Genomic DNA, 25667 nt, shown 5'->3' on the forward strand with positions numbered 1-25667 from the left:
TGGACAAGCGCCCCCGCGCACCACCGACGTCCCCCGCCCTTGAACAAGCCCCCGGGTCTTCCTCCAGCCTCGAAGGAGCGCTCTTCGCGCACGGCGCCATCCGCCCGCGTGTGGCTGGTCGAGGACAGTCCGCTCCAGCGCGCGCGGGCCCGGGAGCTGCTGGCCAGGCACCACGCGGTGGAGACGTTCGAGGACGCCGAGCAGGCGCTCGAGCGGCTCTCCTCGGGGCCACCTCCCGACGTGCTCCTCTTGGACTGGCGGTTGCCGGGCGTGTCGGGGCTGGACGCGTGCCGCTACGTCCGCGAGCGCTACGATGAAGTCACCCTCCCCATCCTGATGCTCTCCGCGCGGGGAGCCCACGAGGACTTCACGGAGGGCCTGCAGGCGGGCGCCAACGACTACGTCGCCAAGCCCTTCGACGACGCGGAGATGCTCGCCCGGGTGGCCAGCCTCCTGCGCGTGCGGGCCCAGGGGGAGCGGCTGAGGGAGCGCGAGGCCCACCTGTCCACGACGCTCGCCTCCATCAGCGACGCGGTCATCACCACGGACCCGGTCGGACGCGTCCTCTTCCTCAACCCGGTGGCCGAGCGGCTCACCGGCTGGAGCACGTCCGAGGCGTGGCAGCTTCCGGTCGCGGAGGTCTTCCGCGTCGTCGACGCCGTCACCCGGGAGCCGTTGGAGAACCCCGTCGAGCGGGCGCTCGGCTCCGAGTCGGTCCAGCGCCTCACGGGGCCCGCGCTGCTGCTGCGCAAGGATGGGACGCACGTCCCCATCGAGGACAGCGCCGCGCCGATTCGCACGGGACCGAGCGCTCCCTCCGGGGCCGTGCTCATCTTCCGCGACGTCACCGAGAAGATGCAGGTGAGCCAGCGCAACGAGGCGCTCACGGAGCAGCTGCGCGCGAGCGAGGCGGAGCAGTCCCTGCTGCTCGACGCGATTCCCGTCCTGGTCTCGTACGTCAACGCGGACGAGCGCTACGGCCGCGTCAACAAGGCGTACGAGGAGTGGTTCGGGATTTCGCGCGACCAGATGCGCAACCGCAAGGTCCGGGAGGTCATCGGGGAGGCGGCCTACGCGGTGCTGGGCCCGTACGTGCGGCGGGGCCTGGCGGGCGAGAGCTTCTCCTTCGAGCAGCATGACGTGCCCTACCGGTTGGGGGGCAAGCGGGACGTGCGGGTGTCCTTCATCGCGCACCACTCGCCGGGCGGCTCCGTGGACGGCTATGTCGCGCTCCTGCAGGACATCACGGCGCAGCGCAAGCTGGAGCAGGAGCGGGAGCAGCACGCGCGACAGCTCCAGCAGCAGGCGGAGTTCGAGCAGCTGCTCATCGGCATCGTGAGCCATGACTTGCGCAATCCCCTGGGCGCCATCCTCATGGGGGCCGAGCGGCTCAAGCGCCTGGAGTCCCTGCCACCGGAGGCCCACAGGCCGGTGGAGCGCATCCAGGCGTCGGCCACCCGCGCGGTGAAGCTGGTGAAGGAGCTGCTCGACTTCACCCAGGCCCGGCTGGGCGGCGGCATCCGGCTGGAGCGCGCCCCCGCGGACCTCCACCAGGTCTGTCAGGCGGCCGTGGAGGAGGTGGAGGCGGCCCACCCCGCCGCGGACGTGCGGGTGGCGGCGAGCGGCGACGGGCACGGCGCGTGGGACGAGGAGCGGCTGGCGCAGGTCGTCCAGAACCTGCTGATGAACGCGCTGAAGCACGGGCGCCCCGGAGCCCCCGTCCAGGTGGAGACGCGAGGAGAGGGCGCCTGGGTGACGCTGCGGGTCCACAACGAGGGCCCGCCCATCCCCGCCTCGCGCCTCCCGAACCTCTTCCAGCCCCTCCAGCGCGGCACCGACGCGGTGGACCTGGCGAGCCGCAGCGTGGGGCTGGGGCTCTTCATCGTGAAGGCCATCGTCGACGCGCACCAGGGGCACGTCGAGGTGGAGTCCACGGCGGAGCATGGCACCACCTTCACCGTGAGCCTGCCGCGCTAGCGGGCGCGGAAGGCCCGATGACGTGGATGAGCGTCACCTTGGCCAAGTCACCAGGAGACGCCTTTCTGGAGGGGCACAGGTCGACTCGCGGGGTTACCCGCTCCGTTCAGGCATCGTCGTCAGGAAGAGGTGTCACTCCAGAACGGACGATGTTCAGCCCATCGAGACGACGACCTTGCCCTTGGCGTGGCCCTTCTCGAGATGGTCGAACGCATCGGCGATGTTGGAGAAGGCAAAGACCTGGTCGATGACGACTTCGAGCTTCTTCGCGTCGATGAGGGCAGCGAGCGCTTCAAGGTCCTTTCCGCTCGGATGCATGAACAGGTAGCGGTAGGTGACGCCCGAGCGCCAGGCGCGAAATCGAACCCCAGCGCTCGCGAGCCAGAAGAGCATCGCGAGTCCAGGGCCGCGGCCGAGGTCCTGGGTCGCGGTCAGGGGCTCGGGAATGCCCGCGATGCTGACGACCTTGGCGCCACGGCGAACGGTCGAGAAGGTCTGCGTGAGGGTGTCGCCGCCGACGAGGTCCAGCGCGGCATCGTACTCGCGCAGCTCGGTGGTGATGTCCTGGGTGGTGTAATCGACGACGACATCCGCACCGAGGCGCTCGACGAGTCTCCTGCCCCGCGCGGACGCCGTCGTCGCGACGGTCGCGCCAAGGTGCTTGGCGAGCTGGATGGCAAAAGTCCCAACACCCCCTGCGCCACCTGGAATGAAGACGCGCATGCCCGGCGCGACGGCGAGCTCGTCGCGCAGCGCTTGAAGCGCGGTGAGCGCCGCGAGCGGCACCGCGGCGGCCTGAACGAAATCGAGTGACGCCGGCTTCTTCGCGACGAGCTCTTCGCCCACGCACGCTGTCTCAGCGAAGGCGCCGAGCCGATGCCTGGCCACGCGAGCGAAGACCTCGTCACCTGGGCGGAACCGCGTCACGCCTTCACCGACCGACGTGACAACGCCGGACAATTCGCAGCCGAACACGACCGGAAGCGCGTAGGAGTCGATGACCCGGAGTTTGCCTTCGCGTGTCTTGAAGTCGACGGGATTCAGGCCTGCCGCCTTCACGTCGATGCGCACCTCGCCAGGCCCCGGCTCGGGCGGTGGCATGTCGCGAAGCTCGGCGGCCTGGGGGCCGCCATACCGGGTGAGGACGAATGCACGCATGAGGTCTCTTGCCTTCACTGAGGACCAGGGCACGATCCGGGGCTCGGGCGACGGGGTGCTCTGCCTCAAGGCCTTGTCGCGAGCCGGACCGAAGTTTACGGTGCATACATAGGCGAGGGTGTTAACGGTGTCAACATCAGGAAAGGACAGCTACCATCACGGAGATCTCCGCGCGGCGCTGCTGAAGGCCGCGCTGGAGCTGCTCGAGACAGGTAGCGAGCTTTCCCTGCGAGAGGTCGCCCGGCGTGCCGGAGTGTCGTCCGCCGCGCCCTATCGTCACTTCGCCGACAAGCGTGCGCTGGAGTCCGCGCTGGCCGCGGAGGGCTTCCGCGAGTTGGGACGCGAGCTCTCCCAGGCGGGCGTCACCCCGCGGACGGTGTCCGATATCGCCGAGCTGGGCGTCAGGTACGTGGAGTTCGCGCTGAAGCGGCCCGCCCTCTTCTGTCTCATGTTCGGCAACGCGTGTGACGACTCGAACGATGAGCGGGTTCGAGCAGCGACTGAGGTCCGAGGCCTCGTGTCCACGGCCTTGGCGAGCGTCTTCCCGGGAGCCGACGCGAGCGCGCTGTCGACGGCGGGCTGGTCCCTTGTCCACGGGCTTGCCTTCCTTCACCTCGACGGGAAGCTCGGCACGGGGACAAGGCAGGAGGTGGCCACTCGCGTGCGCTCCTCGATTGAGGCGATTTTTTCCGGTGGGAGCACCGCTGTCGGTCGAGGGGAACCCAAGAGCACGCGCACCCGGTGATTCAGGACACCGCGTCGCCTGCCGGCCCCTGGAGCCCGTCCAGCGAGCGCGCCCAGCCCTCTTGAGAGAGCAACTCCGCGACGCGCGTCCGCACCTCCTCGCGAATCTCACGCACACGCTCCATGGGCTGGCCCTTGGGGTCCTCCAAGGGCCAGTCCATCCGCTTCAAGCCAGGCACGAAGGGGCACGCCTCCCCGCAGCCCATGGTGATGAGCCACTGGGCGCCTTGGGCGAGCTCGTCCGTGAGGTGCTGGGGCCTGGCTCCCGACAGGTCGACCCCGACTTCGGCCATCACGGCCTGGACCTCGGGATGGACATGGGTGCCCGGCTGCGTGCCAGCGGACACGGCCCGCGCCCGCGCTGGGTCAGCCAAGGCATTGAAGAACGCAGCCGCCATCTGGGAGCGGCCCGCGTTGTGCACACAGGCGAAGATGACCTTCTTCATCGGGGGGACTCCTCGAACGGGCTCTCACTGAAACGGCGAGGAAGGACCGCGCTCGTCGCCCTGGGGAACAGCCGACGTCGCAGCCACAACGAGAGGTAGACCAGGGCGATGAGGGCGGGCACCTCGATGAGCGGCCCCACCACTCCGGCCAGCGCTTCTCCAGAAGACACGCCGAAGACCCCCACGGCGACGGCGATGGCCAATTCGAAGTTGTTGCCCGCCGCCGTGAAGGAAAGTGACGCGGTCTCCTCGTAGTCGAAGCCCAGCTTGCGCGAGAGGAAGAAGGCACTGGCGAACATGACGACGAAGTAGACCAGCAGCGGAATGCTGATGCGCACCACATCCAACGGCAGGCGGGTGATCTTCTCGCCCTGCATCGCGAACATGAGCACGATGGTGTAGAGCAGCCCCAGCAGCGCGGTAGGCCCCAGCCGCGGCAAGAAGCGCTGCTCGTACCAGGCCTCTCCCTTGAGGCGGGTCAGCCCCACGCGTGTCAGCGCGCCCGCCACCAGCGGCACGCCCAGGAAGATGAGCACGCTCCGGGCGATGCTCCACATCGACACGTCGAACGCCGCGACCTCCGCTCCGAGCCACCCCGGAACGACGGTGAGCAAGAGCCAGCCGAGCACCGAATAGAAGAAGATCTGGAAGAGGGAGTTGAGGGCCACGAGCACGGCGGCGACCTCGGTGCTGCCACACGCCAGCATGTTCCAGATGAGGACCATGGCGATGCAGCGGGCAAGGCCGATGAGCACCAGGCCATTGCGGTAGTGCGGCAGGTCCGGAAGGAAGAGCCACGCCAGCGCGAACATGAGCAGCGGCCCCACCACCCAGTTGAGAAACAGGGACGTGGTGAAGAGCTTCCCTCGCGTGCGCAGGCGCCCCAGCTCGCCGTAACGCACCTTCGCGAGCACCGGATACATCATCCACAAGAGGCCCAACGCGATGGGCAGCGAGACCGTGTCCAGCTTCACCGTGTCCAACCGGCTCCCGAGGTCCGGGAAGGCGCGCCCCAGGCCGATGCCCAGGCCCATGGCGGCGAAGATCCACACCGGCAGGAAACGGTCGATGAGGGAGAGCTTCTTGACGATGTTTTCGGAGGCACGCGGCGAGGACATGGACGGAAGCAACCCAGGAAAGAGGAAGGCGCTACTTGCAGGCCTCAGGGCCGCAGGACTTCAGGACGCGCGCCACTTCGCGTTGGAGCGTCGCGCGCGTCGCGAAGGCAGAGACAAGGGCCTGCACCTGGGAAGCGCACAGCGCATCCGTCTGCGGCGCCAGCCGGTAGTAGACCCAGCTGCCCTCCCGACGTGCCTCCACGAGCCCAGCCGCCTTGAGGACGGACAGGTGCCGGGAGGTGTTGGACTGCGGAATGGAGAGGGCGCTCTCCAGATGGCAGACGCACAACTCCGAGTGCGAAAGCAGGGACACGATGCGCAGGCGCGTCTCGTCGCCCAGGGCCTTGAGCACCCGGGTCAGCGGGCGCACGTCGAGAGAGGGGCCAGAAGACATATCGACATGAATATATCCACATGTCCGCATCCCGACAATCCCCGTCGCGAGGCTCGCTCCGGGGGCAAGGGGTCGATTCGGCAAGAACCCGGTGACCGGGGGTAGGCCTCCGCGAGGGGCACACTGGGGTCACCTGCCTGAATCACACCGACATGGCGCACCCCAGCAAGCCCTTGCCGCCGCTGAACGGCTGACTACTTCGCGGACTCGATGACGTAGATGAGCGTCACCGTCGCCACGGCACCAGAAAAACCCAAGCAGGACGCGCTGTTCCCCGCTGGTGCCTCGGTTTTCGCTCGGAGACGTCATCTCGTCCCGTCCCAGGCTGTTCCCCCGTGTGCACGCTCGCTCCACCCTGGAGGGGCACACTGGGGGCACATGGGGGAATCCGGCTGGAGCTCCTGGGGCCACCAGCTCCGTTCAGGCTTCGTTGTCGGGAAGGAGGGTCCGGAGAAGCTCGTCGTCAGGACCGAGAGGACGCCAGCCAGCGGGGGGCGGATTGGCGAGGAGCGACGTCCTCAATTCGCGTGCGCGCCCCTTGTGCGTATCCGGGGCATAGGCAATCCAGGGGCCAAGTGCCTTTGCGACGGCGAATCGACTCGTGTCGTCGAGCACTGTCGGCCACCCATTGGGGAGGTTCTCCCATAGCTCGCGCACGAGTTGTCCACGAACCAAGCGGGTCACCTGCTTGCTTCGCACCGCCTCGACTACCAGCCCATCGTACACCTGGACTCCCGCAACATCGTCGGGTCCAAGCTCCTCGGCCAGTGCCTCCAACGATGCGGTGGGACGGGACTCGGCAAAGGCTGTGAGTGAGTCGTAGCCGCGTTCGCGAACGCGCTCATACAAGCGGGCCTTCCAGTTGCCCTGCCACGAGCGTCCATCGGTCATCGGCTGCTCCCTTTGGAGAACTTCATCGGGATGTCGTAGCTCCGCATGCGCCCCGCGACGATGTCCAGGACCTGATTCCGCGTCAACATCCGACCTGCCGTGGTCTCGGCTTCGTGCAGGGCCTCCATGACCAGCCGATTCCACTCTCCGGGCCACAGGCGCCCCAGCTTCCAGTTCCCCCCGCCGTGAATCGCCTCGTGGTGGGACCGCTCCAGCCGGACACAGAACTGGTCGATGTCCATGTCACCCTTGAAGCCGCGCTGCTCGAACCACTCGCGGTGCTCTTTCGGCATGACGTGATGTTTCGGGGCCTCGGACATGCCCGCTCCGGCTCTGCCCGTCACCCTCATACCCCGCACCTCGGGACTGTCCCCCAGCGCTTCTCGCACGCCCTCGGGCAAGTCCTGGTGCGCTTGCGCCATCATCACCTGTCCGCCGTGGATGCGAACGGCCGCGCTGACGGCGGGGAGGGAGATGACGCCTGCCTGCACCAGCCTTCGCATCATCTCCACCCACTCAGCGGAGACGACGAGCCGCGAGCCCGCCATGACGCCCCCCGACCCCATCGCGAGGCTCATGCCAAGTGTCACCGGTGCGGCCGGAGGCAGTCGAGGCAGAGACATCTTCAGCGTGGAAATCATGGACAGCATCTCCAACACCTGCGCCGCTGTCAGAACCTTCTCACCAATTCTCATGCTCTCACGGGTATGCGCGTGGATTGCGGCAAACTCCCGGGTCAGCTTCCCCATCAACTCGGGCATCGCGGTTGCCGCCGCTTCGACTCGCTCCGGGTCGAGCGATTCGAGGTCCATCAACGTGGGCGCCATCAAGCCCTGCACCCGGTGCAGGTCCACGAACAGCTTCTCGTCGCTGCATACGAAGCAATGTCGGAGGACAGCGTCAGAGAGCTGGAGGAAGTCCACCCAGGCGGCCAGCAGCAAGGACCCGAACATCGCGGCCTGGAGCTTGGGCCCCGTCATGCGAAGTACCCCCAGCTCCATGTCCGAGTCGCCCACTTCCGAGGCCACCTCCGTCAGCCCGGTTGCACTCCCGAGCGCGCCACGGAGCCACGTCACTTGAGCGGAGCCGTGCTCGACATAGCGCCTGAACACTCCCCCATCGAGACGCCGGTCACCGAGTGCAGCAGGCCGGTCCGCCAGCTTCGAGAATGCCCCCTCAACCCCGTCCAGTGAGACCTTCACTTCGTCGATGGCATCGAGGATAGCCTGTCGCTGCGAGGTGCCGGACCGCGCTCCACCCCCGACGGCTCCGGATGCAGCCCTCGTTGCAACGCTTCGTGGCCCCACATGGCGCACAAATCGCTGCTGCCTCCCGGAGCTCGCGATGGAGGACGGGAGAGGAACGAAGGCATCGGGGTTCTCGTCGCTCGGCACATCCGCCCTCTCGGGAGGTGTCACCGCGCGCGGCGTGTAGTGCAGCGTGCGGCCACGTCCGGGAGCATGAGGCACCGAAACGCATCCCGAGGTGAACAGCACCAGCGCGAGCCACAGGATGTTAGCGCGCATGGTCCACCCCCAGGCCCACCGACGCGAAGGCGCCAGGTCGCAATGTCCCTTCCGCCGTGGGAAACAACAGCGTGCCGCCCGTCCCCATCGCGTAGAGCGCGCCCCCCAGGAACCTCCACCGGACTTCCGCCGCTCCGAGGTAGCGCGCTCCGGGCTTCCCAGCTCCAACCGCGAGTCCCTTCAACGCTACTTCCAAGCTGCGCTCGAAGAGCTGCACCGCCACACGCCCATCAACATCAGCGCGGCCCCATGAGAAGACTTCCGCGCCCACCGAGAGGTTCAGGTGCCTGTTGGGGCCCCCGTAGCTGACGGCATCCCACTCCGCGATGGCCTCTGCGAATGCGGAGTAGCCGTCCGGAAAGCGAGCATCCGCGAGCGGCACGCCGTCAGGGCCCGCCGCCTGGAAGCGCGCCAGTTCGTAGTCCGCGCCGAAGAAGCCTTGTCGGAAGCCGCCATGCTGGCGCCTCGCCTCCAGTCGCATGCGCAGGTTGAACCTGTCGGTGAGGTAGTCCACCCCGCCCCCTACGACAGCTCCCCACGCGCCGCCCTCGCCAGGACGACCTCCCCACCCGGCAATCAAGTGGGCCTCGATGTCGGAGCGCGCCACCACCACCGCCATCGCATCCAGGTGCGCAAGCGTCATCGAAGGCGCGTCACCTCCAGCTCGCCCCCCATCGTGGACAGCGGACAGAGCTAGCGTGTACCGCCCCCCCTTTTCGGGCTGGCCGAAGAAGATGTGCTCTACGTCCAGGGAGAACTCCGCACCCACCAACCGCGCTCCCAGCACGTCCGATGCGAAGGCTTCGGTGTAGAGCGGCCCCAGCGTGCCGGTGAAGATGCCCCCGGCCGGGTGGTAGTCGGGATTGGTCCGGTTGGAGTAGCGACGGACCAGATGACCCGAGAGGAGCCTGTGTTCCTCCAGCGGGCCGAACCAGACTCCCATGGGCGCGTCGTCCGACCCCAACAAGAGGCCGCGAACGAGCTGCCCCCAGTCCGAGAGCGTGTCCCAGTCCTCGCGACGCACGAGGGACCCGCCATCCTCCCCGCCCCAAAGACGGAAGCGCACGGGCGCCCCCAGGTTGACGCCGAACTCGGGGCCACCGTCGAGGATGAACGTGGGCTCCACCTGCATGAAGCCCTCGTCTTCCCCCGCGCCAGCACGAGGAAGGAACGCCAGCGTCGTGGCTTCCACGCGCGTCAGGTAGTGCCACTTGCGCGCGGGTAGTGCATCCGGGGTGGTGGATGATTCTGCCTCCGGGGCAGGGGGCTCCGAGGCACCTCCCGTCGTCGGTAACAGCAACAGCAGCAGCGCGGCCAGACAGCTTCGCTTCCTGTGCATACACGCCTCCTGTGCGTGCCCCGGAATGAGGCACGAAGAACACACGTCTCCCGGTCGGCTGGAGCGACTCGCGCCGCGCCGGTGGTGAATCCGCGGTGGTGAGGGGAAAGCCCTCTCTGCCAAGGTGAGTGAGACAGTCCGTACCCAGCAGTTTAGTGTGCAGGGCGACCCAGGCAGGGACGATGAATCCGGTGGTGGAAGAGGCTCGGGTCCGGGAGACCGAGGTGGTGGAGAAAGCCAGGCGGCGAGGCTTCACGACGGAGTACAAGCTGCGAGTGCTGGCGGAAGCGGACCGCTGCACGAAGCCCGGTGAAGTGGGAGCGCTGCTGCGTCGGGAGGGGCTGTACTCGTCGCTGCTGAGCGCGTGGCGACGCCAGCGCGATGCGGGAGAGCTGTCCGCCAGCAGTCCAAAGAAGCGCGGCCCGCCGGCGAAGCTGCCCGACGCGAGCGCCCGGCGCGTCGCCGAACTGGAGAAGGAGCTGGCTCGGGCCCAGGCGCGGCTCAAGCGCGCGGAGGCCCTGCTGGACCTCCAAAAAAAGTTTCGGAAATCCTGGGAGTGGGACTGCCCAAGCCCGACGAGGAGCCTTGATGCGCGTGGCACTGGAGGCCGTTGGTGAGCTGGGCGTGGCGCCGGTGTGCCAGGCGCTGGGTCTGCCCAGAGCCACCTTCTACCGGCGAGCCCGGCCGAATCAGGAGCCGGTGCGCCGAGGCAGCCCACCGCGAGCCCTGCTACCCGAGCAGCGGGCCGAGGTGCTCACGGTGCTGCATGAGCCAAGATTCCAGGATGCCGCGCCCGCGGAAGTCTACGCGCAGCTGCTCGATGAGGGCCGCTACCTCTGCTCGGAGCGCACCATGTACCGGGTGCTCGCCGAGAACCACGAGGTGCGCGAGCGCCGCAATCAACTGCGCCACCCCAGCCACCCAGTGCCCCAGGTGCACGCGACGAAGCCCAATGCGCTCTGGAGCTGGGATATAACGAAGCTGCACGGCCCGGCGAAGTGGACGTACTTCTACCTCTACGTCGTCTTAGACGTCTTCAGCCGGTACGTCGTCGGCTGGATGGTGGCGCACCGCGAGTCGGCCGTCCTGGCTCAGAGGCTGCTGGCTCAGACCTGCGAACGTCAGGGCATTGAGCCTGGCCAGCTGACCATTCACGCCGACCGCGGCACCTCGATGACCTCCAAGCCGGTGGCATTGCTGATGGCGGACCTGGGCGTGACGAAGACGCATTCCAGACCCCACGTCTCCAACGACAACCCCTTCAGCGAGGCGCACTTCAAGACGCTGAAGTACCGGCCGGACTTCCCCCAGCACTTCGGTTGTCTCCAGGACGCCCGGGGCTTCTGCGGCGACTTCTTCGGCTGGTACAACGAGGAGCATCATCACTCCGGCCTTGGCCTGCTCACGCCCCACGACGTGCACCACGGCCTGGCTGCCCAGCGCCTCGCGGCCCGAGCCGCCGTGCTCGCCGCCGCCTACGCCACCCACCCCGAGCGCTTCCCGCGCGGCGCACCCAAGCCGCAGGCCCTCCCGACTGCCGTCTGGATCAACGACCCCGCACGGCTCGCTCACTCACAGGAGGCTGCGCAGTAATCTCTCGAACTCGCTGTCTCACTCGCGTTGACAGGTTCCGCAGGCTCAGATCGAGAACTTCAAGACGGCCATGCGCAAGAAGCGCTCGGGTGCACGCGCACGAAAGGAGGCCCCTTCACCTGCGGCCCTCCGCATGCGCAAGGGCTCGGGCCCGCCGCCCATGAGCCTCCGGTACATCAACAACGCGTTGAGCGTACTGCGCAAGGTGTTCGCGCTCGCGCAGGAGCAGGGCGTCATCGCCCACATCCCGCGCGTGAAGCTCTTCAAGCTGGGGAAGACCGCTTACGACTTCCTCACCTTCGAGGAGGCCGAGCGGCTGGTCTTCCTGGCCGAGCCCGAGTGGAGAACGATTCTCCTCGTGGCCCTCAAGACAGGGCTTCGACAGGGAGAGTTGATGGGGCTCCAGTGGAGCGACCTGGACTTGCACCATGGCAAGCTTCAAGTCCGAAGGACGGCCCAAGGGCGGACGCGAGCGGACGGTGGACATCCCACTGTCGGCCCTCGACGCGCTCAAGAGACACCGTCACCTGCGCGGGCCCTACGTGTTCTGCCAGGAGGACGGCCAGCCCCTCACCTCGAGACTGATGCGGCGCCCGCTGGAGCGCTGCTTGAGGCTGGCGAACATCCAGCGCGAACAGGGACGCATCGGCTGGCATGACCTGCGCCACACCTACGGCAGTCACCTCACCATGCGCGGAGTCCCCTTGAAGGTCCTCCAGGAGCTGATGGGCCATGCCACCATCGAGATGACGATGCGCTACGCCCACCTCCCCCCGGAGACCCGCGAGAACGCGGTCCAACAGCTCGACCGTCCCAGCCCCTCGAGACAAGCCGCTTCGGGTCACCTCACCGAAGGGGCACACTGGGGGCACCTGCCTGAATCACCGGCATGGCACACCCCAGCAGGCCCTGGATATCGCTGGACGACGGACTAGCGCGCGGACTCGATGACGTAGATGAGCGTCACCTTGGCCTGCACCGTCTGCTCCTCCGGCTGGATGGGCGTGGCGATGCGGGCGTCGGACGCCATCTCCGCCATGGCGAAGCGGGCCGGGTAGAGCTGCGGCGGCTCCGTGACGGTGCTCACGTCCACCACCGCGCCCAGCTTCACGTTGAGGGCGGCGGCCAGCACCTCGGCCGACTTGCGGGCCCGCGCCACCGCCTGCCGCAGCGCCTCACCCTGCACCGCGTCCTGGCGCGCCAGGCCGAAGCGCACCTGGTCCACCCGGTTGGCGCCCGCCGCCAGCGCCTGGTCCAGCACGCTGCCCACGCGCGACAGCTCCGTCAGGTGCACGCTCACCACGTTGCTGACGCGGTAGCCGCGCAGCTTGGGCTCCGTCTCGTTGGGCGCCGGCGGCCCGTAGTCCGGGTACACCGAGTAGTTGCGCGTCTGGATTTCCTTGCGGGGGATGCCCGCGGACGTCAGCGCGGCGATGACCTTCTCCATCTTCTTCGCGTTCTGCTCGCCCGCGGCCTTCGCCGTCTTCTCCAGCGTCTCCACGGCCAGGTCGATGAAGGCCTCGTCGGGCTGCGCCTTCACCTCGCCGGTGCCCTCGACGCGCAGGGTGCGCGTGGAAGGGTCCACCGCGGGGCGGGCCTGGGACACGGGCTGGGGCTGGGCGGAAGCGCCCATCGTGGCGAGCAGGACAGCGGTGAGCAGCCAGGAACGAACGGGACGGGCGTGAAGCATGGCGCCTCCTTGGGGCGGATGGGCGGTACGGCGGGGTCGTGTTGCCGCTGCCTTACTCCCTGGGACGGCCCCTCCACGAGGACATTCACGCCCACGAGAAAGGGCCCGGCCCACCATACGGAGAGCCGGGCCCGCTCACTCGGGGAGCACGCGCTCACGGACTGGCGGACTCGCCGGCCTCGTACTCGGGGGCAGAGGGAGCGCGCGACTTCGGGCCGCGCCCCGTCACCTCGCGCACCTTGGTCGTGGCCTTGCGACGCGCGGCCCGGAGCGCGTCCCGGCCGATGTCCATCACCGCCGACACGGCGCCCGCGACCAGGTTGCCCGGCGGCGTGTCCGGCGCCATCGGATGCGGGCGCGTGGGGGCCGCCTGCTTCGCCGCCTCCAGCACCTGGCCCAGCTCCCGCAGCTCGTTCGGACGGAACGCCTTCTTCACCTCGGGGAAGAGCGTGGTCTCCTCCTCGAGCACGTGCGCGCGCACGTTCTCCATCAGCACGGAGACCTTCGCGTCGAAGCGCTCGGCCTCCGAGGGTAGCCCGTCCAGCTCCGACAACACCCACTTCACCACGTGGTGCTCCTCCAGCGAGCGGAGCACCTCGTCGCGCAAGGACGCCGAGCGCTGGCGCACCGCCGGGTAGAAGACCTGCTCCTCGATGGAGGAGTGCACGGACAGCTCGAGCACCATCTGCTCCACCAGCTTGCGCTTGAGCTTGTGGGCATTGGGGCCCGCCTTCTCGAACCGGCGGAACAGCTGCTCCACCGTCTTGTGGTCCGCCTTCAGCAACGCGATGGCATCCATGTCGTTTGCCTCCCTGGGGCTCCGGGGGCCGCGCATCCCCTCCGTGGCGTGCACGGTCCATGACGCGGCATGTCCTGGATGGTGGGGATGACCTGCGCGCGATGCCGGAGCGACGCGCGGATGGCCTGCTCTCCCGTGTGCTCGGCGACCGGGCGACACGCTTGCCATGTCGGGCGCTCCCAGGCCTCAAGCGCGGCACCCCCGCGCTCATCCACGTGGAGCGGGCACCCCGGGAGGGAAGCGTCGTTCCCATGTCGGGCAACGCGGGCGCCGGGGTGTCCACCCGTCGTCACGAAGAGCGTGGAGGAGGCGACGCGCCGACCGCCCCCGGGGGCAATCCCACGCTGGACCACCTCTGCTCAATGTCGTGTCCGTCGGAACGGAGGGTTGGGCCCGCGTCGTCCGCGGGAAGGGAGAGGGGAAGTTGGTGAACACCGTGATGAATGAAGCGCTGCGCGTGCGCGTCGCCCGCATCGCCCGCGAAGCCGAGGACATCCTGTCGTACGAGCTGGTCGCGGAAGACGGCGGCACGCTCGCGGCCTTCGAGGCCGGAGCCCACCTGGACGTGCGCATCCCCGGCAAGGAGTCCACGCTGCGCTCGTACTCGCTCTGCAACGACCCGGAGGAGACGCACCGCTACGTCATCGCCGTGCAGCGGGACGCGAGGGGCCGCGGCGGCTCGCGCGCCATGCACGAGCGCGTGCACGAGGGGGACGTGCTGGTGGTGAGCCCTCCGCGCAACGACTTCCCGCTGCTGTTCGCGCGCGGCTATGTGCTGGTGGCCGGCGGCATCGGCGTCACGCCGCTGCTGTCCATGGCGCGGCAGCTCCAGCGGACCGGGCTGCCCTACACGATGTACTACTGCGCGCGCGCCCCGGAGCGCGCGGCGTTCCGTGAGCTGCTGTCCATGCCACCCTTCGCGGACCACGTTCGCTTCCACTTCGATGGGGGTGACCCGGACAAGGGCCTGGATGTGTCCGGGCTGTTGTCCACGCGCGCGCCAGGCACGCGGCTGTACTGCTGTGGCCCCGCGGGGCTGATGAAGGCGGTGCGCGACGCGTCCGCGAGGCACCGCTGGCCGTGGGAGAAGGTCCACTTCGAGTCGTTCGGCGCCGACGGCGTGGGCGCGCTCGCCACCCGGGAGGACACCGACTTCGAGGTGACCATCCGCAGCACGGGGCAGGTGCTCAGCGTGCCCAAGGGCCAGTCGGTGCTCAACGTGCTGCGCCGCAACGGGCTGCGCGTGACGAGCGACTGCGAGGCGGGCTCCTGCGGGACGTGCGTCACCCGCGTCTGCGAGGGAGAGCCCGAGCACCGCGACACCTTCTTCCAGCAGGAGCCCGCGGGCAATCAGCGCATGCTCATCTGCGTGTCGCGGGCCCGCTCGAAGCGACTGGTGCTGGACCTGTAGACGGCCGGCTCAGGCGGCCCGGCCCGCGGCCTCGCGTCGCGCCCGGGCCACCTCCGAGCGGACCAGCGCGCGCAGGGACTCCGGGTCGAACGGCTTCTCCACGCGCGGGTTCTCCACCCGCTCCAGGAAGGTGCGCGCGGTGGGCGTGAAGGCGCCGCCGGTGATGAACACCATCCGCTCCGCGACGGCCGGCGCCGCGCGCCCCAGCGCCTCGTGGAGGTCCATCCCCGTCATCTCCGGCATCATCAGGTCACACAGCACCACGTCGTAGTGGCGGGGCTCCGGTCCGCTGAGCCGCTCCAGCGCCTGCCGGGCACTCACCACCACGTCCACGTCGTTCTCGCGCGAGAGCGTGCGCCGGATGGCGCCGCTCACCAGCGCGTCGTCGTCCACGACCAGCACACGGCCTCGGGCCTGGGGTACGACGGGCTCGGACTCGGCGGGACGCGCGCCCGGAGGGGCGTCCTGGGTGGGGCCTGGAGGCGGGCTCGACATGGACACCTCGGTGCCGCCTGGGGCGGGGCGTGAAGAGGAGGAGTCCATGGCGCTGGCGGAGGCCACCGTCGCGGGGAGGGCAGACGCGGGGCCCGCCGCGCTGGTGGCCAGCGTGGAGGACGGGCTCACGACAGGTGACGCGGGCTCGGCCGACGTGCGCACCGGAGACGGGCTCGCCTCCACGAGCGGGCCCGCCCCCGAGGAGGGCTTCGCGGACGACGCGGGCTCCACCGACGCGCGGGTTGGGGACGAGCTCGCCTCCGCGAGCGGACTCGAGCCCGAGACGGACCTCGAGGGTGACGCGGGCTCCGACGCGGACCGCATGCCCGAGGAGGGCTCGACGGCCGGGGGGTGTCCCGTCACGAACGTGCGTCCCGTCGTCGCGCCCGCGACCTCCGAGGCACGGTGCGCGATGGCGCTGACGTCCGACGGCGCGAGGGAGCGCTCCGTCGATGGCCGGGGGCCTGGCGCCGAGGACGGAGCGAGGCCCGACACGGCGACACGGTCCTCCGTGGAGGATTCGCGAACCGGCGCCGGCGCGTGCCCCGTGCTGGCCCTGTCGCCCGGGGACGACTCGGAGAACCTCGGCGCGGGCGTGTGCCCCGTGCTGGCCCTGTCGCCCGGGGACGACTCGGAGAACCTGGGCGCGGGCGTGTGCCCCGTGCTGGCCCTGTCGCCCGGGGACGACTCGGAGAACCTCGGCGCGGACGCACGCTCGGAGACGGCCCTCGCGTCCACGAAGGTGTGATTGGACATGCTGGCCGGCGGGTCCCCCGCGGGCTTCGACACCTCGTGCGCCACCGTCGAGGCCGTGGGCTCCGTCGTGGACCGCCGCGGGTCGGGCACCGTCGGATAGCCCGTGGGCGATGACGCGCGCTCACCCGGCCCACGCGCGGACCAGCCGCCGCCCCGCCGCGCATCCACGGCCACGCCCGCGCCCGGGGCCCTCGCGCGCCGCAGGGACACGCGGAACACCGAGCCCTTGCCCAGCTCGCTCTCCACGGAGATGGTGCCGCCCATCGCCGTCACGTACGCGTGGCACAACGACAGCCCCAGCCCCGTGCCCACGCCCACCGGCTTCGTCGTGTAGAACGGGTCGAAGATGCGCCCGAGCGACTCCGGCGAAATCCCGCTCCCCGTGTCGCGCACCTCCGCCACCACCCAGCCGTCCGCGCCCCCGCGCGTCACCAGGCGCACCTCGTTCTGCTCCGCGCGGCCCTCCGGCAGCGCCTGCGCCGCGTTGATGAGCAGGTTGAGGAACACCTGCGCCAGGCGCGCCTCGTTCCCCTCCACCCACGTGACGTCCCCGTAGTCGCGCACCAGCTTCGCGCGCGGCCGCAGCTCGCCCATGGCGATCTTCACCGCCGAGTCGAGCACCGCCCCCAGCTCCACCGGCCCCTGCTTCTCGTCATCCGGCCGGGAGAAGGTCTTCAAGTCACGCACGATGCGCCGCACCCGGTCCGCGCCGTGCAGGGCCTCGCGCAGGGCCTGCCCCACCTCGCGCAGCCGCGTCCCCGCCGCGCGCGTCTCGCCGAGCTCGCGGGCGAGCATGTCCGACTCCTCGCTCGCGTGCTCCAGGTTGGACACGATGTACGCCAGCGGGTTGTTGATTTCGTGCCCCACGCCCGCCGCGAGCTGGCCCACCGCCGCCATCCTCCCCGCCTGGACCAGCTGCGCCTGCGTCTGCCGCAGCGTGCGCACGTTGGCCTCCAGCTCCTCGTTCGCGCGCGCCAGCTCCCGCGTGCGCTCCTGCACGCGCGCCTCCAGCCACCGCTCGCGCGCCTTCAGCTGCCCCACGCGCAGCAGATACACGCTGACGCCCAGCATCCCCATGCCCAGCACGAACAGCGCCCAGAACTCCGTGCGCTGCCACAGGCTCGGCTCCAGCACCACGTCCAGCGACACGGGCTCCGTCCACCCGCCGTCGCGCAGCTCCGCCTGCACCTGGAACAGGTAGCGCCCGGGGCGCAGGCCCGTGTACGTGGCCCGGCGAATCTCCGCGCGCACCCAGCCGTCGTCATGGCCCACCAGCCGGTAGCGGAAGGGCACGCGCACCGCGTCCCCCGGCGTGAAGGCCGTGAAGCGGATGTCCAGCCGCGAGTCGTCCGGCCGCAGCTCCACCGGGCCTGGCGCCGACACCAGCTTCCCGTTGACCCGCACCTCCTCGATGCGCACCTCGGGAGGCTGCCGCGTCGCGCGCACGCGCACCGGGTCCACCACGATGGCGCCCTGGATGGTGGTGAACCACAGCCGCCCGTCCCGGCCCCGCCACCCCGACGGCTGCGTGTTCCCGTTGCACTCCGCGGTGCGCATGCCGTCCGTCTGGTCGAACCCCATCACCGCCAGCCGCGTGCGCTTGCCCTCCGCCACATCCTCCAGCTCGCGCCGCGACACCCGGGACACGCCCTTGTTGCTGCTCATCCACAGGTGCTCGTCCCCATCCGAGACGATGCTGAACACCGCGTCGTCGTAGAGGCCGTGCTGCGACACCGTGTAGCGGAACCACGTGCCGTCCCTCCACCGGCCCAGTCCCGTCTCCGTCCCCACCCACACCGTGCCGTCGGGGTCCGCCAGGAGCGCCAGCACCACCTCGCCCGGCGCGCCGTCCTTCGCCGTGAAGCGCCGCAGGCCCTTGCCCTCCTCGTAGCGCCACAGCCCGCTGTCCGCGCCCAGCCACAGCGCCCCGGACGCGTCCTCGGCCATGACGATGATGGGCGAGGAGAGCCCCTGCTTCGGACCGAACACCGTCACGTCGCCGCCGCGCACCCGCGCCAGGCCCTTGCGCGTGCCGAACCACTGCGTGCCCCGCGAGTCCACCAGGATGGACGTCACCACGTCGTCCGGCAGCCCCTGCACCCGCGAGGACTTCGCGAAGCGGTGCCCGTCGTACCGGAACGCGCCCGCCTTCGAGCCCGCCCACAGCGTCCCGTCCGGCGCCTCGTGCAGCGCGGTGATGACCGGGTCCGTGCCGCCCTCGAAGTCGTCCATGCGGTGGATGCGCCCGTCGCGCAGGAAGAACAGGCCGCCGCCCACCGTGCCCAGCCACACCGTGCCGTGCTTGTCCTCCAGCACCGTGCTCACCGTCTCGTTGCTCAGGCCCTCCGGCGCGCCGAACGTCGCGAACGGGCCGTCGCGCAGGCGGAACAGGCCCGAATAGGTGCCCACCCACAGCGAGCCGTCCCGGTCCTCGAGCAGCGACAGCACCTCCGCGTCCACCAGCCCCGCGCCATGCAGCGGCGCGCTGAAGCCCGCGGCCTCGCGCCGCAGCAGTCCGCCCCGCCGCGTGCCCACCCAGAGGTTGCCCTGGCTGTCCGCGAGCAGCGCGGTGACGACGGCCGGCAGCCCGTCCGACGTGCTGAAGCGCCGGGCCAGCGTGCCGTTCCACGACACCAGCCCCGCCTCGGTGCCCATCCACAGCGTGCCGGTGACGTCCTGGAAGAGCGACGTCACCTCCGAGCGCACGTCCCCGCCGGGTATCGGGAAGGGCAGGCCCCGCACCTGGCCGCCCTCCAGCAGCGCCAGGCCCGTCTTGGTGCCCACCCACAGCCGGTTGTCCCCGCCGCCCCGCGCCAGCGCGGTGATGGACATGCCCGGCATGCCATCGGCTTCCGTGTACTGCCGCGCCACGCCCTCGCCCAGCGGCACCTGCCACAGCCCGCCCGAGGTGCCCGCCCACAGGGAGCCCTCGCCCACGATGAGGTGCTCCACGCGGAAGCCCTCCAGCGGGGCCGAGGCGCCCGGGGCCCGCTCGAAGCGGCCGTCCACGTATGAGACGAGGCCCTGGTCCGTGCCCACCCACAGCACGCCGGACGCGTCCTCCGCGAGCGCCTTGATGGTGTGGTTGCGCAGCTCCGGCGTGTTGCGCTTGTCGAAGACGACGAAGCGCGAGCCGTCGAAGCGCACCAGGCCTTCCCACGTGCCCAGCCACACGTAGCCGTCACGCGTCTGCGCCATCGACAGCAGGCTGTTCTGCGGCAGCCCGTCGTCGCTGCGCCACGAGTCCTGGCTGTACTGGGAGACCCAGCGCTGCGGGTCCAAGGCAAGGCCCGGCCACGCCAGGACGAGCCCAGCCAGCAAGACGAACCCCCCGAGCCCGCGCGACGCCGCGCGGAGCCGATGCCCTGGAATGCCCATGACGGGCCACAGTGTCCGGCAGAATCGCCCCCGAGGCCAAACCTCGGGCGTTCACCCGGAGTGGAACGTTGGCCGCCAACGGCCTCGGCGACAGCGGCGGGGGACCACCTGCCCCCCCACGACTCCCAAACTTCCCCCCGCCGCTGTCGCCTCGTACGCCACCACCTGTCGGCACCTGAGGAGCCACGCGCCCCGGAGGACCGGGGACGTGGCGTCCGCGCCGCGCATCGAGGCCCCGGTGGTGGCGGGGGCCTCGCCGCATCGCGCTGAACCCAAGATGGGAGCCAGGGGCCCGGGGCGCCACTGCGGGAAACAGACAGGAGTCACGTCCCCCGGTCGCCCCAGGGCGGCCCGTGGGCGCCCGCTCTCCCGCCCGGCGTCACGCACGCGGACGACTGTTTCCGGACGGGGACCCGCGCGAGGAAGGCAGGCGCGTCAGTCCCCCGCGGGGCCGGGCGAAGGTCTATGCTCGGCGCCCCGAGGAGCGTGGGCGGATGAGCGACGGGGCGTTGTTCTCGACGGACAAGGTGACCACCGAGGCGCGGTACCAGTGGCACCTGTGGGTGGCGGACGTGCTGGACCTGGCGACGGCGGCCCTGGTGGGCTGGGCCGCGCTGCGGGCGCTGGAGCACGAGCGGACCCCGGTGGCGATGCTCGTCGCCATCCTGCTGGCCTGGCTGGCGGTGTCGGCGGTGGGCGGAATCTGGGGCAGGACGCTGTGGCGGCAGCTGCTCGGGGTGCGGCTGGTGCACATGGGCCGCGCGCCCGGGGTGCCGCGCGCCCTGGCCCGGGCGCTCACCACGCCGGTGGACCTGCTCATCACCCCGGTGCTGCAACGCCGTCCCCTGGACACCTGGCTCGGCGTGCACGCGGAGCCGGTGACGGCGGGCGCCTCGGCGCGGCTCAAGGGGCTGGGCGCGCAGCTGCCCTGGCTGGGGCTCATCGCGGGCGCGGTGTGGCTGCTCGTCACCCCCACGCGGGCGGAGATGCTCAAGTACCTGGGGCGGACGCTGACGGGCTGGCACTGCTGCCACGGCACGCGGGACGTGACGTGGGAGTGCAAGACGTCGCTGAGCCGGGCCGTGCGCGAGGCGCGCGGAGGGCGCGAGGACGTGCGCGAGGTGGTGGCGGACTGTCCGGTGGCCGCGGAGCGCTCGGGCGGGCCGTAGCGCCCGGAAGGCGTCACTTCACCGTCGAGAAGAGCGTCCCCTCCTTGCAGTACACGCCCGCCTTGCCCGCGGGGGGCACCTGCTGCGTCTGGGGCTTGCTGAAGCGCTTCACCTCTCGCTTCGAGTAGGCGGGCACCTCTCCCAGGGTCGCGCGCTGGCGCGTCTCGATGACGAGGACGCAGTCGGTCCACTCGAACTCGTCGGCGTTGTTCACCGTGTAGGAGGTGGCGCCAATCAGGGGGTCGCGCTTCGAGATGTGTCCCGTCAACGCGCCGGACTTCGGGGGCGGGGCGGTGGCGGACGCGGGCTCCACGCCCCGCTCGGTGGGTTCTCCGAAGTAGGGGTCCTCCGCGGGGACGGCGGCGTAGAGCTTCGGGGCGGACTTGACGTCCTTGGCCAGCTTCAGGCGCGCCTGCCGCCTGTCGGTGGCGACGACCCGGGCGGTGCCGAGCACGGGACGCTGTCCGTCGGACGTCGCGTCGCCCACCACCTTCACGTCCATGCCCGTCTGGAAGGCCCTGGCGCGGGCCCCCTTCACCAGGAAGGTACCGTCATCGGCGGTCAGCGGCAGCACCTGCGCGAAGTAGCCGAAGGCGGGGGTGTTGGCGGCCACGACGGGCTCCACCGGCGGCGCCTTGTCCGGCTCCGGAACCGGCTTGGGCGCAGGGGTGGGGCGCTTGGGCGGCGCCGTGACGACCTTGTCCGGCTTGGGCGTCGGCTTCTTGGGGACGGGCGTCGGCTCGGGCTGGGCCGGCGCCTGGGCGGTGGCGGGCGGTGGCGTCTGCTCGATGACCGGGGCCGTGGTGGGCGGCGGCTCCCGGGGAGGGGGCTGCCCCGGCGGCGGGGGCCTTGCGTCCCTCCCGGCCAGCCCCCCCGGAGGAGGCGGCGGCGGGGCGTCCACGGGCGGCGGGCCCTGGGGCCGCATGAAGTGCGCCGTGGTCACCGCGGTGCCCACCATCAGCAGCACGACCAGGCCGGCGACCAACGCGAACAGGCCCTTGCGACCACGCCCTTCGTCGCTGCGCGCGGGCACGGGCGCGTGCTCCCGTGACGAAGACACCGGGCGCGCCGGGGCCTGCTCCCGCGGAGCCGCGGCGCGGGGCCCCGAGCCCGAGGCACTCTCGGCCTGGGGCGGGAGCACCGAGGTGTTGCCCGAGAAGCGGGGGCCGGAGCCGGACGCCTTCTCGGCCCGGGGACCAGAGGCCGACGCCTCGGCGCCGGCAGGGCGCGGCGTGCTCCCCGTCGCCCCGTCGAAGACGGCCGTCCTCGCCGTGGCGGCGCCGGGGTCCGAGCCGGAGCGCAGGGTGGTGGCGTCGGTGGCCATCGACTCGCCGTGACCGGGCACGTCCGGGCGGGCCATGCCGGCCACCTGCTTCTCCCCCGACGGCGCGTCCTGCTTGCGCATCAGGGTCGGCTCGAAGCCCGCGGGCTCCACCTCCTGAGGCCCCGTGCCGTACGCGCCCGTGCCGCCGGCGACCAGGGGGATGGGCGCGGGGGTTCGGCGGTGGCTGGAGGACGAGGTCACCTTGGAGATGAGCTGCCGCTGCGCCGCGAAGGCCTCCGGGCACAGCGCGCGGACGAAGTGGCCCACCTCCTCCGCGCCCACCGCCGCGCCGGAGCGCACCAGCTCGCCGTTGAGCGCGCGCGCCAGCTCGTCCGAGCGCGAGTAGCGCTCATCCGGCTTCGTCGCCAGCGCGCGGCGCACCACCGCGTCCAGCGCCTCGTCCACGTCCCCGCGCAGCCCCGTCAGCGGCGGCACCGTGGGATGGGACATGGCCGCCATCATCTCCCCCACCGTCCCGTGGGGGATGAGCGAGCGGCCGGCGAGCATCTCCCAGAGCACCACGCCGCAGGAGTAGATGTCGCTGCGGTGGTCCAGCGCCTCGGCGCGCACCTGCTCCGGCGACATGTAGCCCAGCTTGCCCATCACCGTGGCGGGCAGCGTGTACTTGCTGCGCGCGGCGGACTTGGCCAGGCCGAAGTCGATGACCTTGACCTCGCCCTCGTACGACACCATGACGTTGTGGGGCGACACGTCGCGGTGGACGATGCCCAGCGGCACCCCGTCCGGCCCCACCTTGCGGTGCGCGTAGCCCAGGCCCTCCGCCATGCGCTGCCCCAGGAACAGCGCCACCGGCACGGGCACCTGCGCGCCCTGCACCCGCGCCTGCTCCAGGAGGTACGCCAGGTCCACGCCGGCCACGTACTCCAGCGCCATGTAGTACGTCCCGTCCGTCTCCCCCATGTCGTAGACCTGGGCGATGGACGAGTGCACCAGGTGCACCAGCACCTTGGCCTCATGGTGGAAGCGGTCCAGGAACTGCCGGTCCTTCAGCAGCGCCGGGAGGATGGTCTTCACGATGCACGGCTTCTCGAAGCCCGCCGCGCCGCTGATCTTCGCCAGGAACACCTCGCCCATGCCGCCCTGGCCCAGGGGGTGGACGAGCTCGTAGCGCCCGAGGAAACGGGAGGACTCTGTAGGTTCGGTGCTCATGGCTTCACGTGGCAGCGAAGCACCCGGACACACACGGAAGCAAGCTCCGGGGGCTCCCTCGCCTCTGTCGGACACCGCACGGGCCCGAAACAGAAAGCCGGCCGCTCCCCCTCCCGGTGTCAGACCGGTGGGGCAGAAAGGAGCGTGACGGCGCCCTCTGCCCCCGCCCCGGGGCTTGCGTCCGCCCGGCGCCACGGGGGTCCTCCCCTCCGCGTGGAGGTGGGCAAGGAGGGCGGGTTTCGGGACAGCCGCTCCCAGGGGCGGTCGGGGTCGGACGCCAGTTTGAGACACGCGGCGCGGTCCGGATGTGAACCCACGCACCTCCCGTCGGCGGCGGGCTTCGAGCGCCGTTGCCGCCCGGGGGAGGGATGCACTCCCTGGGGGCTGGTGGGGTCGTCCGGCTGGAAGCCCTCCGGCCGGGCCCCGCGAGGTCGCCTGGGATGGCGACGGAAGGAAGTGGCTCATGAAGCGCTGGGGATTCATCGGGCTGATGGTGCTGGCGGGGTGCATGCCGGACGACTCGGAGCAGCGGGACGCCCTGCGCAATGTCTGCCCCGGCATCAATGCCGGAGCGCTGCCCCAGGAGCCCCGGACGACCCAGAAGGTCGCCTCGGAGGACGACGGGCGGGAGCCGGTCATCATCCGCTACCGCCAGGCCCGGAGCGTGACGGCGGCGCGGGTGCACCAGTTGGGAGGCCGGGTGACGGCGAGCTTCCGCCACGCGCCCGCGCTGGCCGCGCGCGTGACGCCCGAGGAGCGGCTGGCGCTGGCTTTGGACCCGTCGGTGGAGAGCATCGAGCCGGACGCGGAGCTGCGCGCGACGGGGCTCGGCGCGCTGCCGCTGGGGGCGTTGACGCGCGTCGGGCTCGGCGCGAGCGGCACCGGCGACTACACCGGGAAGCTGCAGCGGGTGCAGGCGCTCGAGGTGTGGGACCGGGACGGGGACGGGGTACCGGACCCGGGCGCGGTGACGGGCGCGGGCGTGCGCGTGTGCGTCATCGACAGCGGCATGGACATGAACCACCCGGAGCTGCGCGACGCGGTGGTGGCGGCGCGGGACTTCCTGGACGGTGACGACGACGCGACGGACGGCGAGGAGGCCCGCTGGGGCACCGGCCACGGCACGCACGTGGCGGGCATCATCGCGGCCCGGGCGGGCATGGGGGGCCAGGGTGGACCGGTGCTCACCGAGAGCGGGCTGATGGGCGTGGCGCCGGGGGCCCAGCTGCTCGTGGCGCGGGTGCTGGACCTGAACGGCCGCACGAACATGAGCGTGGTGCTCGAGGCCGTCGAGTGGTGCATGAGCCAGGGCGCCCGGGTCGCCTCGCTGTCGCTGGCCGGAGGCCTGGCCACCTTCACGTCCGAGGACATCTTCAAGGCCGCGCTCGACGGCGGGATGCTGGTGGTGGCGGCGGCGGGCAACGAGGGCCAGTTCCTGGTGTCCTATCCGGCGTCGGACCCGTCCGTGCTCGCGGTGGGCGCGGTGGATGACCTGGACCGGCGCGTGTACTTCTCCTCCCATGGCGAGCGGCTGGCGCTGATGGCGCCGGGCGTGGACGTGCTGTCCACCTTCCCCCGGGGCCTGGGCTCGTTCGCGCAGCTGGAGCTGGGACGGGCCCGGCCCGCGTCGCGCTCCCTCTTGTACGCACCCACCGGGAACACCTGGGGCGCGCTGGTGGACTGCGGGCACGGCGGGACGCTGGACTCGTGCGGCGAGGACAGCAGCTGTGACGGCTTCATCGCCTATTTGCACCCGCACCCCTACGTGAGGCCGGAGCGGGCCATGGTCAACGTGATGAAGCAGGGCGCGCGCGCGGTCATCTTCGCCAGCGAGCTGGCGGAGGGCGGGGCGGAGATACTCTCCGTCCCGCAGCACGGCGCGTGGGTGCCCGCCGTCACCATCACCCAGGCGGCGAGCACGGTGATGGGCCGGCAGCTGGGCGCCACCACGCGGCTGACGCTGCGCCCGGTGGACTACGCGTACATGTCCGGCACCTCCATGGCCACGCCGTACGTCAGCGGCATCGCCGCGCTGCTGTTCAGCGCCCGCCCCGGCGCGACGCCCGCCCAGGTGCGCGCCGCGCTCCAGTCCAGCGCGAAGGACCTGGGCGCGCCGGGGTATGACACGGAGCACGGCCACGGCCTGGTGCAGGCGCGCGGCGCGATGGAGGCGCTCATCGGCGCCATGCCCTGAGGCGACGAGCCCGCCCGCCCCGCCCGCCCGGGTGGGACGCGGGGACGGCCGACGCGCCCGCCCTCCGCCCGCGCCTCCCCACGGGACCATGCCGG

General features: G+C 70.9%; 17 protein-coding genes and 1 pseudogene. 7 read left to right on the forward strand and 11 right to left on the reverse strand.

The window, feature by feature from the left end:
• Positions 1–108 precede the first annotated feature (108 nt).
• On the forward strand, positions 109–1977 hold the full coding sequence (locus K8640_RS31535; protein ID WP_223750476.1) for a PAS domain-containing protein: 1869 nt from the start codon (positions 109–111) through the stop codon (positions 1975–1977).
• A 153-nt stretch (positions 1978–2130) separates the two neighbouring features.
• On the opposite strand, the gene K8640_RS31540 is transcribed toward K8640_RS31535, so the two are convergent.
• A complete protein-coding gene (locus tag K8640_RS31540) occupies positions 2131–3135 on the reverse strand; it encodes an NADP-dependent oxidoreductase (protein ID WP_223750477.1) in 1005 nt (334 codons plus the stop codon).
• A gap of 127 nt (positions 3136–3262) precedes the next feature.
• Between K8640_RS31540 and K8640_RS31545 the strand changes: the two genes are divergently transcribed.
• Positions 3263–3880, forward strand: coding sequence for a TetR/AcrR family transcriptional regulator (locus K8640_RS31545; RefSeq protein WP_223750478.1), 618 nt, complete (start codon positions 3263–3265; stop codon positions 3878–3880).
• Position 3881: 1 nt separating this feature from the next.
• Here the strand turns inward: K8640_RS31545 and K8640_RS31550 are convergent, their stop codons facing one another.
• From K8640_RS31550 to K8640_RS31575, 6 genes are all read right to left on the reverse strand, one after another.
• Positions 3882–4325, reverse strand: coding sequence for an arsenate reductase ArsC (locus K8640_RS31550; RefSeq protein WP_223750479.1), 444 nt, complete (start codon positions 4323–4325; stop codon positions 3882–3884).
• Positions 4322–5443, reverse strand: a complete 1122-nt coding sequence (gene arsB, locus K8640_RS31555; protein ID WP_223750480.1) for an ACR3 family arsenite efflux transporter — start codon at positions 5441–5443, stop codon at positions 4322–4324. The genes K8640_RS31550 and arsB overlap by 4 nt, the downstream gene beginning before the upstream one ends.
• Before the next feature lie 31 nt (positions 5444–5474).
• The gene (locus K8640_RS31560) at positions 5475–5837 is read right to left on the reverse strand and encodes a helix-turn-helix transcriptional regulator (protein ID WP_141327471.1); all 363 of its coding nucleotides are present in this window, start codon (positions 5835–5837) and stop codon (positions 5475–5477) included.
• 420 nt (positions 5838–6257) lie between these two features.
• Positions 6258–6728, reverse strand: a complete 471-nt coding sequence (locus K8640_RS31565; RefSeq protein ID WP_223750481.1) for an NUDIX hydrolase — start codon at positions 6726–6728, stop codon at positions 6258–6260.
• Positions 6725–8254: a DUF2380 domain-containing protein gene (locus tag K8640_RS31570; RefSeq protein WP_223750482.1), complete on the reverse strand. Its 1530-nt coding sequence runs from the start codon at positions 8252–8254 to the stop codon at positions 6725–6727. The genes K8640_RS31565 and K8640_RS31570 overlap by 4 nt, the downstream gene beginning before the upstream one ends.
• Complete coding sequence (locus K8640_RS31575; protein ID WP_223750483.1) at positions 8244–9593, reverse strand: hypothetical protein; 1350 nt, start codon at positions 9591–9593, stop codon at positions 8244–8246. Before K8640_RS31575 ends, K8640_RS31570 begins: the two co-directional genes overlap by 11 nt.
• Positions 9594–9775: 182 nt before the next feature.
• Here K8640_RS31575 and K8640_RS31580 point away from each other — a divergent pair.
• A protein-coding gene (locus K8640_RS31580) for an IS3 family transposase (protein ID WP_223750484.1) occupies positions 9776–11186 on the forward strand; the annotation gives its coding sequence in 2 pieces (ribosomal slippage) (positions 9776–10134 and positions 10133–11186; 1413 coding nt in all).
• A 43-nt stretch (positions 11187–11229) separates the two neighbouring features.
• Positions 11230–12028: pseudogene (locus tag K8640_RS31585) on the forward strand (tyrosine-type recombinase/integrase); the annotation flags it as partial.
• An 89-nt stretch (positions 12029–12117) separates the two neighbouring features.
• Here the strand turns inward: K8640_RS31585 and K8640_RS31590 are convergent.
• On the reverse strand, positions 12118–12876 hold the full coding sequence (locus K8640_RS31590; protein WP_223750485.1) for an SIMPL domain-containing protein: 759 nt from the start codon (positions 12874–12876) through the stop codon (positions 12118–12120).
• A 154-nt stretch (positions 12877–13030) separates the two neighbouring features.
• Positions 13031–13675: a hemerythrin domain-containing protein gene (locus K8640_RS31595; protein WP_223750486.1), complete on the reverse strand. Its 645-nt coding sequence runs from the start codon at positions 13673–13675 to the stop codon at positions 13031–13033.
• Positions 13676–14114: 439 nt separating this feature from the next.
• Between K8640_RS31595 and K8640_RS31600 the strand changes: the two genes are divergently transcribed.
• Positions 14115–15086 (forward strand): PDR/VanB family oxidoreductase, encoded by a 972-nt coding sequence (locus K8640_RS31600; protein WP_223750487.1) that lies wholly within the window; start codon positions 14115–14117, stop codon positions 15084–15086.
• A gap of 9 nt (positions 15087–15095) precedes the next feature.
• On the opposite strand, the gene K8640_RS31605 is transcribed toward K8640_RS31600, so the two are convergent.
• Complete coding sequence (locus K8640_RS31605; protein ID WP_223750488.1) at positions 15096–19658, reverse strand: two-component regulator propeller domain-containing protein; 4563 nt, start codon at positions 19656–19658, stop codon at positions 15096–15098.
• Between the two features lie 551 nt (positions 19659–20209).
• Between K8640_RS31605 and K8640_RS31610 the strand changes: the two genes are divergently transcribed.
• Positions 20210–20884 carry a hypothetical protein gene (locus K8640_RS31610; protein ID WP_223750489.1) on the forward strand — a complete coding sequence of 225 codons (675 nt, stop codon included), beginning with the start codon at positions 20210–20212 and terminating at the stop codon, positions 20882–20884.
• 13 nt (positions 20885–20897) lie between these two features.
• On the opposite strand, the gene K8640_RS42960 is transcribed toward K8640_RS31610, so the two are convergent.
• Positions 20898–23378 (reverse strand): serine/threonine-protein kinase, encoded by a 2481-nt coding sequence (locus K8640_RS42960; protein WP_305070700.1) that lies wholly within the window; start codon positions 23376–23378, stop codon positions 20898–20900.
• A gap of 463 nt (positions 23379–23841) precedes the next feature.
• Between K8640_RS42960 and K8640_RS31625 the strand changes: the two genes are divergently transcribed.
• A complete protein-coding gene (locus K8640_RS31625; protein ID WP_223750490.1) occupies positions 23842–25572 on the forward strand; it encodes a S8 family serine peptidase in 1731 nt (576 codons plus the stop codon).
• Positions 25573–25667: the final 95 nt, after the last annotated feature.

The organism is Myxococcus sp. XM-1-1-1 (assembly GCF_020037095.1).
Classification (GTDB): Bacteria; Myxococcota; Myxococcia; order Myxococcales; family Myxococcaceae; genus Myxococcus; species Myxococcus fulvus.